This is a genomic window from Streptomyces sp. CBMA123 (genome assembly GCF_014596465.1).
Classification (GTDB): Bacteria; Actinomycetota; Actinomycetes; order Streptomycetales; family Streptomycetaceae; genus Kitasatospora.
This window is the reverse complement of the sequence record NZ_MECK01000412.1, coordinates 34,752-47,026: the sequence shown is the minus strand read 5'-3', so window position 1 is coordinate 47,026 and position 12,275 is coordinate 34,752. Positions and strand designations below refer to the sequence as shown.

6 protein-coding genes are annotated in these 12,275 nt (G+C 76.0%); 2 read left to right on the top strand and 4 right to left on the bottom strand.

Annotated elements, in window-relative coordinates; all coding sequences use genetic code 11:
* Together BG452_RS32285 and BG452_RS32280 are read left to right on the top strand one after the other, a co-directional pair.
* The coding region (locus BG452_RS32285) for a type I polyketide synthase (RefSeq protein WP_223243032.1) at window positions 1–1,991 on the top strand (1,991 nt) is incomplete at its 5' end.
* A 189-nt stretch (window positions 1,992–2,180) separates the two neighbouring features.
* Window positions 2,181–3,050 carry a N5-glutamine methyltransferase family protein gene (locus BG452_RS32280; RefSeq protein ID WP_188307896.1) on the top strand — a complete coding sequence of 290 codons (870 nt, stop codon included), beginning with the start codon at window positions 2,181–2,183 and terminating at the stop codon, window positions 3,048–3,050.
* A gap of 66 nt (window positions 3,051–3,116) precedes the next feature.
* Here BG452_RS32280 and BG452_RS32275 read toward each other — a convergent pair whose 3' ends face one another.
* The 4 genes from BG452_RS32275 to pabB all read right to left on the bottom strand — a co-directional run bounded on the left by BG452_RS32275 (window position 3,117) and on the right by pabB (window position 12,263).
* The gene (locus BG452_RS32275) at window positions 3,117–3,965 is read right to left on the bottom strand and encodes an ABC transporter permease (RefSeq protein WP_188307895.1); all 849 of its coding nucleotides are present in this window, start codon (window positions 3,963–3,965) and stop codon (window positions 3,117–3,119) included.
* Complete coding sequence (locus BG452_RS32270) at window positions 3,962–4,963, bottom strand: ATP-binding cassette domain-containing protein (RefSeq protein WP_188307894.1); 1,002 nt, start codon at window positions 4,961–4,963, stop codon at window positions 3,962–3,964. Before BG452_RS32270 ends, BG452_RS32275 begins: the two co-directional genes overlap by 4 nt.
* 25 nt (window positions 4,964–4,988) lie before the next feature.
* Entirely contained in the window at window positions 4,989–10,067 is a 5,079-nt protein-coding gene (locus BG452_RS32265) for a type I polyketide synthase (protein WP_188307893.1), read from the bottom strand.
* Window positions 10,068–10,139: 72 nt separating this feature from the next.
* Window positions 10,140–12,263: an aminodeoxychorismate synthase component I gene (gene pabB, locus BG452_RS32260; RefSeq protein WP_188307892.1), complete on the bottom strand. Its 2,124-nt coding sequence runs from the start codon at window positions 12,261–12,263 to the stop codon at window positions 10,140–10,142.
* Window positions 12,264–12,275 lie beyond the last annotated feature (12 nt).

Genomic DNA, 12,275 nt, shown 5'->3' with positions numbered 1-12,275 from the left:
TGTCCCGCCTCGGTGGTGCGGGCCGGTGCGGGGTTCAGCCGCAGCAGCGTCGCACCGGCGGCCTCGCGGCCGGTCGGTTCCCCCGAACCGACCGTCCGCAGGCCGTTGTTCCCCCGGTCGCCCCCCCCGCCCGGCCGATCGCCGCCGAGCAGCTCGGCGCGGGGGCCCGCCCGGCGGGCCACGACGCGCTGTTCCGCGTCGACTGGGTGCCGGTGCGGACACCCGCCGCCACGGACGTGGCGTTCGTCGCCGTCGAGCCGACCGCGCAGGCGCTGGCCGGGCTCGCCGCACGGTCCGACGTGCCGCCGGTGGTGCTGGCCGAACTCCCGGGCGGCGGAGCCGAGTCGGTGCACGCCCGGGTGACCGCCGTCCTGGAAACGGTCCAGACGTGGCTCGCACAGGAGGCCTTCGCCGCCTCGCGGCTGGTGTTCGTCACCCGGGGCGCGGTGTCCGGCGCCGACCTCGCCGGTGCGGCGGCCTGGGGCCTCGTCCGCTCGGCGGCCTCGGAGGAGCCCGGCCGGTTCGGCCTGCTCGACCTGGGCACCGCCGAGACGGAGCTCCTGCCCGCCGTCCTCACCGTCGACGAGCCGCAACTGTTGCTCCGGGAGGGCGAGTTGTTCGCCGCCCGGCTGGCTCGGGAGGAGCGCGCGGCGGAGGCCCCGAGCTGGCCCACCGAGGGCACGGTGCTGATCACCGGCGGCACCGGCGGCCTGGGCCGCCTGGTGGCCCGCCACCTCGCCGCCGAGCACGGCGTGCGCGGCCTGCTCCTCGTCAGCCGCAGCGGCGCCGCCGCCGACGGCGTGGCCGAACTGGTCGCCGAACTGGCCGACCTCGGCGCCGAGACGGCCGTCGAGGCCTGCGACGTCGCCGACGAGGCGGCTGTCGCCGGGCTGTTCGCCCGCCACGACGTCCGCGCGGTCGTGCACACCGCGGGCGTCCTGGACGACGGGACGATCGGCGCGCTCACGCCCGAGCGGGTCAGTGCCGTCCTGCGCCCGAAGGCGGACGCGGCGTGGAACCTCCACCGGGCCGCCGAAGGTGTCGAGGCCTTCGTCCTGTTCTCCTCGGCGGCCGGCACGCTCGGCAACCCCGGCCAGGGCAACTACGCGGCCGCCAACGCCTTCCTGGACGCACTCGCCCGCCACCGCCACTCCCTCGGGCTGCCTGCCGTCTCCCTGGCCTGGGGCCCGTGGACCGGCACCGGCGGCATGACCGGCACCCTCACCGAGGCCGAGGCCGAACGGCTGGCCCGGGCCGGTATGCCGCCGCTCACGCCGGAACTGGGCCTCGCGCTGTTCGACGCGACCACGGCCGGGACGGCACCCGCCGTCCTGCCGCTGCGCCTCGACCCGGCCGCCCTGAGCCGGCGCGGCGAGATCCCCCCGCTCCTGCGCGGCCTGGTGCGCGCTCCGGTGCGACGGGGCGCGGCCGCGGGCGGCGGCGCCGGGTTCCTCCGGCAGCTGACCGAACTGCCGGGCGCGGAACGGCAGGAGGTGTTGCTGAACGCGGTCCGACAGCAGGTGGCCGCGGTCCTCGGCCACACCGAGGCCTCCGGCGTCGACCCGCAGCGGGCCTTCCAGGACCTCGGGCTGGACTCCCTGACGGCCGTCGAACTGCGCAACCGCCTGGGCTCGCTGGTGGGCCTGCGGCTGCCGGCCACCCTGGTCTTCGACCACCCGACGGTGGCGGAGTTGGTGGAGCACCTCTTCGACCGGCTCGGCCTGGCGCCCGAGCCCACCGTCGGACCGGCGGCGCTGCTGGCCGAACTCGACCGGATCGAGCTGGCGTTCGGAACGGTCGAGGTGAACGGATCGGCCGAGGAGCTGTTCGACCAGGTGGCCGCCCGCCTGGAGGTGCTGCGCTCGAAGTGGCTCGCCGCCCGCGGCGCCGCCGCCGACGGGCCCACGGGCTCCGGGGCCTTCGACTTCGAGTCCGCCTCGGACGACGAGATGTTCGACCTCCTGGACCACGAGCTGGGCCTGTCCGACTGACCCGATCCGGCCCTCCACCCGTCGCGGGAGCCCAGCCCTGGGCCCCCGCGACGGGTCTTCGTGCCCGCGACGCTCCCGCACGCACCCCCGACCGGTCACCAGTTCTGGAAGGTCACCTAGCCGTTCCGGGCGCACAGTGGGCGGCATCGTGCGGCGGAGGGCGTCGTACCAGGGGCCGGGAGGCAAGGAATGGGAACGACGCTGCTCGGGGAGCTGCTCGACGACGCGGTGCTGGCGCTGGAGGTCACGGCGGGCGCCGCGGCCCGGCGGGAGGCGGAGGAGCTGGCGGCCCGGGTGCTCGGGGACGGACCGGCCGGACTGGACCGGGAGCGGGTGCTCGACGGCAGAGCCGTCCGGCGGCTGCGTGACCTGGTGGGCAGAAGGGCCGAAGGGGTGCCGCTGGGCCACCTGACCGGGCGCGCCGAGTTCGCCGGCCTGGAACTCGTGGTCGGGCCGGGCGTGTTCGTGCCCCGGGTGCACAGTGAGCTGGTGCTGGCGGCCGGTCGGGAGAGCGTCGAAGGGGTCGCCGGGCCGACGGTGGTGGACCTGTGCGCCGGCTCCGGAGCGATCGGCCTGGCCCTGGCACACCACCGGCCGGACGCCCGGGTGCACGCGGTCGAGTTCGATCCGGTCGCCGCGGACTTCGCCCGCCGCAACGCCGCCCGGCGGGCCGCGCTCGGGGACACCGCGATCACGGTGCACGAGGGCGGGGCCGTCCGGGCGGGCGCACTGACCGGGTTGGCCGGCGAGGCGGACCTCGTGCTCGCCAACCCGCCGTTCATGCCGGACACGGCCGAGGTGCCGGACGAGTTCGGCCGCTTCCAGCCCCGGCAGGCCGTGTTCGGCGGGGCCGACGGCCTGCGCGTCGTCCGGCAGGTGGTGGAGGCGGCCGCCGGGCTGTTGCGGCCGGGCGGTGCGCTGGTGGTCGAGCACGGCCACCTGCACGGCGCGACGGTGCCTGCGCTGCTGCGGAAGTCCGGGTGGTTCGCGCAGGTGTCCTGCCGCCCGGACCACGAGGGCTGGCCGCTGTACTCGTCGGCGGTCCGGACGACGTCCTGACACGCCGACGGCCGGGCCCCTTCCGCACCGAAACGCGGAAGGGGCCCGGCCGGTGGCGTCCCCGGTTCAGCGCGGCGTCAGCGGCCGGCGGAAGCCGAGCGCCGCGAGCCACCCGCCGATCCCCGCCACCGCGGCGCCGAGCAGCAGCGCCGGGACGGCGCTGCCCGTGCCGGGCAGGCCGAGCGCCAGGGCGCGCGTCGTGTCGATCGCGTAGGTGAGCGGATTGACGTGGGCGACGGCGGCGAGCCAGCCCGGCAGGTCGGCGGTCGGGACGTAGGCGCTGGAGGCGAACATCAGCGGGAGCACGGCGATGATCGCCAGGTTCTGGATCGGCTCGGCCCGTCGGAGCCAGGCCGCCGCGGCGATGAACAGCCAGCCGATCGCCCAGCTCATGAAGAGGGTCAGCCCGATCGAGCCGGCGATCGCGCCGACGCCGCCGCGCGGGGAGTAGCCGAGCACGGTGGTGCCGAGCAGCAGGATCACCCCGGCCTGGACGGCCGCGCGCACCAGGGTGGTGAGGCTGCGGGCGACCAGGAGCGAGCTCGGCGCGACGGGCAGGCAGCGCAGCCGGGCGACGATGCCGTTCTGCAGGTCCTCGACCAGCCCGACGCCGGACTGGACGGCGGACTGCACGGCGTTGTCCACCAGGACGGCCGGCAGGACGAAGTCCAGGTAGGTGACGTCCGGCGGGAAGTGCGGCGGCAGTCCCATCCGGCTGAAGACCTGGGACAGCACCACGAGCGTGATGACGGGCTGGAGCAGGCCGAAGAGCAGGACGGCGGGATCCGTGACGAGCGCGCGCAGCGACCGTCCGGTGAGGATGCGGATCTGGGCGGGCCGCGAGCTTCCGCGCCAGGCGGGCGGGGCGGGTGTCCCGGCGCGGGGCGGTCGGCCGGTGTCGAGCGTGGTGGTCACCGAGAGGGTCCTTCCGGGCGGTCGCTGCGGTGGGCCAGGGCGAGGTAGACGTCCTCCAGGCCGGGTTCGCCGAAGGTGAGTTCGGCGGCCTCGACCCCGACCGCGTCGAGGGCCCGGACCACGGCCGCGATCTCGCGGGTGGCCTCGATCGGGACGACCAGGGCGGTGCCCTCACGGCCCGGGACGGGTGCCAGCCCGGCCCGGCGCAGCGACTCGGCGGCCCGCTCCGGGTCTTCGGATCCGCCGCCGTCGAGGACGACGGTGACGGTGCGCCGGCCCACCCGGGCCTTGAGCTCGGCGGGGGTGCCGGCGGCGACGACGGTGCCGCCGGAGAGCACCGTGACGGAGTCGGCGAGCCGGTCGGCCTCGTCGAGGTACTGGGTGGTGAGCAGCACGGTGGTCCCGTCGGCGACCAGTCCCTCGACGATCTCCCACAGGCCGAGCCGGCTCACCGGGTCGAGGCCGGTGGTGGGTTCGTCGAGGAACACCGCCTCGGGCCGTCCGACCAGGCCGGCGGCCAGGTCGAGGCGACGGCGCAGCCCTCCGGAGTAGCCGCGGGCCGGTCGGTCGGCCACCTGGCCGAGATCGAACAGTTCGAGCAGCTCCTCGGCCCGGGCCCGGGCGGCCCGGCGGCCGGCCCCGAGCAGTCGGGCGAGCAGGAGCAGGTTGTCCCGGCCGCTGAGCCGTCCGTCCACCGTGGCGTACTGGCCGGTGAGGCCGATCCGGCGGCGGACCTCCGCGGGCCGGTCACCGACGTCGTACCCCGAGACCGAGGCCCGGCCGGAGGTGGGGGACAGGGCGGTGGTGAGGATGTTCACCAGGGTGGTCTTGCCGGCGCCGTTGTGGCCGAGCAGGGCCAGCACGCTGCCGCGGGGGACGGCGAGGCTGACCGCGTCGAGCGCGCGGACGGTGCCGAAGGTCATGCTGACGTCGACCGCCTCGATCACGAGGTCGTGGTCGGCTGCGGGGGGCGGGTACGGGGGAGTGCGGGCGGTCATGGCGTGCTTTCGCTAGGCGGGCGGGTCAGTCGAGCGCGTCCATCAGGCGGAACAGGTCCTCGTCGGTGGCGGTGCCGAGGTCCGGCGCGGACGTGGGTCCGGAGCCGGCTCCGGATCCGACCGGGCCGCCGCGTCGGGCGAGGTCACGCAGCCGGCCGGCGGTGGCCGGGTCGAGGCCCGGGCCGGCGGCGAGCAGTTCGGCCAGTCGGTCGACCAGTTCGGCAGCGGTGGCCGGCCGGGCGGCCGCACCGTCTCGGCCGAGGCGGGCGCCGAGCGCGCGGGCCACGGCCTCCGGCGTCGGATGGTCGAAGACCAGGGTCGCGGGGAGTTCGGCGCCGGTGGCCGCGGCGAGCCGGTCGCGCAGTTCGACCGCCTTGACGGAGTCGACTCCGAGGTCCTTGAAGGACTGGGCGGTACCCAGTTCGGCGGCGGTCCGCCCGAGCACGGCCGCGGTCTCGGTGAGCACGAGTTCGCGCAGGACGCCGTCGTGTCCCCCGGTCCCGGCCGGGGCGAGCACCGGGGACGGTTCGTCGCCGGGGGAGGGTGGCGCGGACACGGATGCCTGGGCGGCCAGCCAGTACGCCCGCCGCTGGAACGCGTACGTCGGCAGCGACACCGGCCGGGCGCCGGGCAGGACGGCGTCCCAGTCGACCGGCACACCGTGCAGGTGCAGCGCCGTGGCGGTGGCGAGCACCCCTCGGGTCTCGTCCGCGGCCCCGGTGGCGATCACGGCGGTGGAGCCACTCGCCGCGGCGAGGCATTCCGCGACCATCGGCGCGAGCGCGGAGGCAGGGCCGAGTTCCAGGTAGGCGTCGACCCGTTCCCCGCGCAGCCGTTCGACGGTGTCCCGGAACCGGACCGGCTCGCGGGCCTGCCGGATCCAGTGGCCGGGGTCGCGGGCCTCGTCCTCGGTCAGCGGTCGGCCGGTGACGGCGGAGACCAGGGGGAGGGTGGGCGCGCCGAAGGACAGGCCGTCGAGCACCTCACGGAACTCCGCCAGCATCGGGTCCAGCAGCGGCGAGTGGAACGCGTGCGAGACGCGCAGCCGGGTCGTCCTGCGGTCCGAGAAGTGGTCCCCGATCGCCTCGACCGCTTCCGCCGTACCCGAGACGACCACCGACGAGGGGCCGTTCACCGCCGCGAGCGAGACGAACTCGTCGAGCAGCGGGCGGACTTCGTCCTCGGTGGCCCGGACGGCGAGCATCGCGCCACCGGCGGGGAGGGCCTGCATCAGCCGGCCCCGGGCGGCGACCAGCGTGCAGGCGTCGGCCAGCGACAGCACCCCGGCCACGTGGGCGGCGGCGATCTCGCCGACCGAGTGCCCGGCCAGCAGGTCCGGACGCACGCCCCAGGAGCCCAGCAGGCGGTGCAGCGCGACCTCGTGGGCGAACAGCGCGGGCTGGGCGAACTCCGTCCGGTCGAGGAGCTCCGGCGCCTCCCACAGGGCGGAACGCAGCGGTCGCGGCAGCAGCGGGTCGAGCTCCGCGCACACCTCCTTCAGGGCGGCCGCGAACTCCGGGAAGGCCCGGGCGAGTTCACGCCCCATCCCGGGGCGCTGGCTGCCCTGTCCGGCGAACAGGAAGGCGAGCCGCCCGCCGCCGCCGCGTCGGCCCGTCACCGGCGTGACCGAGGTGGGCTCCCCGGCGGCGAACCGCCGCAGCGCGGTGATGAGTTCGCCGTGCTCGGCGGCGACCAGCACGGCCCGGTGGCCGTGGACGGCGCGGGTGGTGGCCAGTGCGTGGGCGAGGTCGGGCAGGGCGTGCTCCGGGCGGGCGGCGGCGTGCTCGGCCAGCCGCCCCGCCTGGGCCCGCAGCGCGGACTCGCTGCGGGCGGAGAGTGCGAACGGCACCGGCCCGGTCCCGCGCAGGGCGCCGCCGTCGGGCTCGGCCGGCGCGGGCGCCTCCTCCAGCACCACGTGCGCGTTGGTTCCGCTGATCCCGAACGAGGAGACCCCGGCCCGCCGCACCCGGCCGGCCTCGTGGGGCCACGGGCGGGCCTCGGTGAGCAGCCGGACCGCGCCGGAGGACCAGTCCACCCGGGCCGTGGGCGCGGTGACGTGCAGGGTGCGGGGCAGCAGCCCGTGCCGCAGCGCCTGCACCGTCTTGATCACCCCGGCCACGCCGGCCGCCGCCTGGGTGTGGCCGAGGTTGGACTTCAGGGACCCGAGCCAGAGCGGCCGCTCCGCGGGCCGCCGGCCGGCGTGCACGGCCAGCAGGGCCTGTGCCTCGATCGGGTCGCCCAGGGCCGTTCCGGTGCCGTGGGCCTCGACGGCGTCCACGTCGGCGGGGTCGAGCCCGGCGTCGGCGAGGGCGTGCCGGATCACCCGTTGCTGCGCCGGGCCGTTGGGTGCGGTGATGCCGTTGGAGGCACCGTCCTGATTGACGGCCGTGCCCCGGACGAGGGCGAGCACCTGGTGCCCGTGGCGGCGTGCGTCGCTCAGCCGCTCCAGCACGAGCAGGCCCACCCCCTCGGCCCAGACGGCGCCGTCCGCGTCGTCCGAGAACGCCTTGCAGCGCCCGTCGGCGGCCAGCCCGCGCAACCTGGAGAACTCGACGAACGACGCCGGTGTGGCCATCACGGCGACGCCGCCGGCCAGGGCGAGCGAGGACTCGCCGGAACGCAGCGAGCGGGCGGCCAGGTGCAGGGCCACCAGCGAGGACGAGCAGGCGGTGTCCACGGTGAGGGCCGGGCCCTGGAGCCCGAGGACGTACGAGATCCGTCCGGACAGCGCGCTGCCGGCGGTGCCGATCCCGAGCAGGCCCTCCAGCTCTGCCGGGGCGCCGGATCCCGAACGGGCGCCGTAGTCGTGGTACATCGCGCCGGTGAACACCCCGGTGCGGCTGCCGCGCAGGGTGGTCGGGTCGATCCGGGCGTGTTCCAGCGCCTCCCAGGCGGTCTCCAGCAGCAGGCGTTGCTGTGGGTCGGCGGCCAGGGCCTCGCGCGGTGAGAAGCCGAAGAACCCGGCGTCGAACCGTCCGGCGTCGGGCAGGAAGCCGCCCCGGCGCACATACGAGGTGCCGGGGTGGTCCGGGTCCTCGTGGAACAGGCCCTCGACGTCCCAGCCGCGGTCGTCGGGAAAGGCCGAGTCGGTGTGGGTGCCGTCGGTGAGGAGCGTCCACAGGTCGTCGGGGGAGGCGACGCCGCCGGGCAGCCGGCAGGCCATGCCGACGATCGCCACCGGCTCGTCGGAGGCGGCGTGCGGCTGCTGGTCGGGCCGGTCCGCGGCCGAGCCCGAGAGCAGGAGCGCGACGGCGGCCGGGGTGGGGTGGTCGAAGCCGAGGCTCACCGGCAGCGGCCGCCCGGTGGCCTCCACCAGCAGGTTGCGCAGTCGGATGGTGCGCACCGAGTCGAGTCCGTAGGCGCGGAACGCGGTGTCCGCGCCGATCGGCTCGTCCTGCGTCCTGCGGCCCGTCACCTCGGCCGCGCAACCGCGTACGAGGTCCAGCGCGTCGCCGTAGTCGAGCGGGGCCGGGGGCGCCGACGCCGACGATGCCGATGCCGAAGGCTGGGCGACCAGTTCCTCCAGCGCCCGCCGGTGGAGCTTGCCGGCCGGGGTGCGCGGCAGTTCGGCGACGGTCACCAGCTCCAGCGGGATCTTGTACTCGGCGATCTCCCGGGCCTTCAGGAAGCCGGTCACCGCCCGCAGGCCGATGCCCGGGTCGGCCCGGCGGGTGAGGACCAGGCACGGGTACTCGCCGAGGCGTTCGTCCGGCCGGCCGACGACGGCGAGCGGACCGATGCCGGGCATCGCGGCCAGCTCGTCCTGGATCTCGGTGGCGTCGAACTTCCGCCCGCCCACGTTGATCAGCTCGGCCGACCGGCCGTGGAAGGAGAGCCGGCCCTCCGCGTCGAGGCTCGCCCGGTCGCCGGTGCGCAGCCAGCCGTCCGCCGTGATCGCGGCGCGGGTCAGTTCCGGCTCCCGGTAGTAGCCGCGGAACATGCTCGGGCTGCGGTACTGGAGTTCGCCGGCCTCGCCGGGGGGCAGCCGGCGTCCGTCCTCACCGACGATCCGCACCCGCGCGCCGCTGGTCGGCCGTCCGACGCCGCGGGGTGCGGCCCCGTCCGGGTCGACCGGGGAGGTCCGGGTGCCGGTGCCCAGTTCGGACATGCCCCAGACCACCACCAGCTCGCCGCCGAGCGTCGCCCGTACGGCCGCCGCCAGCGCGGCGGGGATCGCCGCCCCGGCGGTGCGCACCTGCTGCGGCCGGAAGCCGGGCTGCTGCCCGCTGCGCTCCAGCGCGCCGAGGACGTCGTGCAGCTGCGCGGGGACGGCGAAGACGGCGCTGGGCGCGGTGCGCCGGGCCAGGGCCAGGAAGCCTTCGGGGTCCCAGCCGCGCAGCAGGACCTGTGGGCAGGCCCGGAACAGCGCGGTGTGCAGGGACTGCAGGCCGAACAGGTGGGTGAGCGGGCAGGCCGTCAGGACGGCGCCGGCGAAGGCCGCGCCGCCCTCCTCGGCGACGGGGGCGGTGTTGGAGAGCAGCCCGTCGTGGCTGTGCAGGCAGATCTTGGGCCGGGCCGAGGTGGTGCCGGAGGACGGGATCAGGACCAGCGGCTGGTCCGGCCGGACCTCGACCGGGTGCGGTTCCCGGCCCGCGTGATCGGCCGTCGTCCGGGCCAGCGAGCGGACCCCGGGCGGCAGCCCGTCCGGATCCCCCGCGACCAGCACCGCCCGCAGCGACGGTACGGCCGCCGACAGCGCGGGGGCGGTGCCCGCCGCCTCCGGCGCGAGCAGGGCCACCACCGGGTCCACCCGGCCCAGCAGCGCCCGTACGTCGGCGGCGCCGTACCCGGCGTGCACCGGCAGCATGACCGCGCCGACGGTGGCCACGGCCAGGTGGGCGGTCGGGTACTCCCAGCGGTTCGGCAGCTGGACCGCGACCACGTCACCCGGGCCCACGCCCAGCTCCTGGAGCGCCCGGGCCAGCGACGCCACCTCCGCGTGCCACTGGCGCCAGGTCAGTTCGCGATCGCCGTCGACCAGTGCGACGGCGTCGGGGGCGCGCCGGACGGCCGCCGCGAACACCCCGGGCAGGGTGTGACCGCCCAGCGCGCCGGGTGTCCCGGCGGCCGGATCGATCGCGTAGTCATCGCTGTGGACGGACACCTTCACTCCCGGGGTCGGTGCGGGTTGCGGCTGTCATCCTCGGCCGACGGCCGCCGGGAAAGACCTAGAGAGTCAGTGCGGTCGCGCGGCGGAGTGCGGGACGGCCGGTCGCTGCTCGGGGAACGAGGTGCCCAGCAGCGCCAGCAGCGGGCGGGACTTCACCACGGTCTCGTCGAACTCGGCCTCGGCGTCGGAGAGGGCGATGATCGCGCCGCCCACCCCGTAGCGCAGCCGCCCTTCGGCCACCACGGCGGTGCGGATGACGATGCTCAGATCGGCTGCTCCGGTCAGTGAGAAGTAGCCGATCGCGCCCGAGTAGATGCCCCGCGGGCCGTTCTCCAGGCGGTCGATGATCTGCATGGTGCGGATCTTGGGCGTGCCCGTCATCGAGCCGCCGGGGAAGGCCGACCGCACGCCGTCGACCGTGCTGCACCCGGGGCGCAGCCGCGCCCGTACGGTGCTGACCAGCTGGTGGACGGTGGCGTACGTCTCGACGTCGAAGAGCGGCTCGGCGACGACGGATCCGGTCTCCGCGCACCGGCCGAGGTCGTGCCGGACGAGGTCGACGACCATGAGGTTCTCGGCCCGGTCCTTCTCGCTGGTCGCCAGGTCGGCGACCAGCAGGGTGTCCTCCTGCGGGGTGGCGCCGCGCGGGCGGGTGCCCTTGATCGGTTTGGACTCCATCACGCCGTCCGGCCCGATCCGCAGGAAGCGCTCGGGGGAGGAGCTGAGCACGGACAGTCCGCCGAAGTCCAGGAAGGCGGCGAACGGCGCCGGGCTGATCCGCCGCAGGGCGCGGTAGGCCTGCCAGGGGTCGAACGCGGCCGGGGCGTCGATCATGTTGGTGAGGCAGACCTCGTAGGTCTCACCCGCGCCGATCTCGTCCTGGCAGGCGTCGATGAGCTTGAGGTAGGCCTCCCGGGGGTGGCGCAGCCGCAGGCCGGCGGGAAGGTCGGGCGGGTTGTGGTCCGGCGGGTCGGTGCGGGGCGCCGGCGCGGTGAGCCGGGCGGCGGTGTCCCGCAGCCAGGCCCTGGCGGGGCCTTCCACGCCGTCCTCGGCCAGGGCGAGCAGGTGGGCGGTTCCGGTGCGGTGGTCGAGGACGACCGCCCGGTCGGCGAACACCATGACGGCGTCGGGGTCGGGTGACCGGTGGGCGCGGTCGCCGCCGCACTCGGCCTTGAGTTCGTAGCCGAGGCAGCCGACCCAGCCGAGTGCGAAGTCGAAGGGCAGCTCGGGCACCTCCACGCGCAGCGAGCGCAGGTCCGCGTCGAGCCAGCGCAGGAACTCTCCTTCCAGCACCTGGGTGCCGCCCCCGGCCGTCACCGTGACGGTCCCCCGGGAGACGTCCGCGCTCGCCACCCGGGCGAGTGGACCGGAAGCGTCGCCCACGACGGAGACCTGGCCGAGCCGCCCGCCGGGGAGGCTGCTGTCCAGCCAGAACGGGTGGCTGCCGGTGCGGAAGAGCCGGTCGAAGACGGTCTCGGCTTCCCACCGGGTGTCGATCTTCCGGGCCAGGACGGTCAGTTGCCGGGTGGCCGGCCGTGGCGTGGGGGCGAACCGCCCGCCGGGCCGCGGGGCGGCGGGGCCGCGCCGACGACCGCGGCGCTGCGCGTGGTTGGACTGTTCGGCGATGTCCCGGAAGTTCGCGAGCAGCCGGTGCCCGGCCTCGGTGCCGATCGACTCGGGGTGGAACTGTACGCCCCACAGTGGGAGTTCGCGGTGGCGCAGGGCCATCACCACGCCGTCGTCGGTCGCCCAGGCGATCGGTTCCAGCGCGGGGGAGAGGCTGGTGACCGCGAGCGAGTGGTAGCGGACGACCTCCAGCGGATTGGGCAGGTGACGGAACAGCCCGGTGCCGGTGTGCCGCACGTCCGAGGTGCGCCCGTGCCGGGGCTCGGGCGCCCGGCCGACGGCGGCGCCGTGGGCGAGGGCGAGACCCTGGTGGCCGAGGCACACGCCGAGGACGGGCAGCCGGCCCTCGCGGGCGATCCCGGCGCAGTGGCCGAAGTCGGCGGGGTTGTGCGGGGTGCCGGGGCCCGGGGAGAGGACGACGGCGTCGAAGTCGTCGAGCAGCTCGGGCCGGAAGGACGGGTCGTCGTTGCGGATGACCTCCGGCTCCCGCCCGTTGACCTCGGCGAGGTAGTGGAACAGGTTGTAGGTGAACGAGTCGTAGTTGTCGACCAGGAGAGTGCGCATCAGTGGTCCTTG

Coding starts and splice junctions, on each gene's coding strand:
- BG452_RS32280 (WP_188307896.1), top strand. CDS start 2,181: ATGGGAACGACGCTGCTCGGGGAGCTGCTCGACGACGCGGTGCTGGCG.
- BG452_RS32270 (WP_188307894.1), bottom strand. CDS start 4,963: ATGACCGCCCGCACTCCCCCGTACCCGCCCCCCGCAGCCGACCACGAC.
- pabB (WP_188307892.1), bottom strand. CDS start 12,263: ATGCGCACTCTCCTGGTCGACAACTACGACTCGTTCACCTACAACCTG.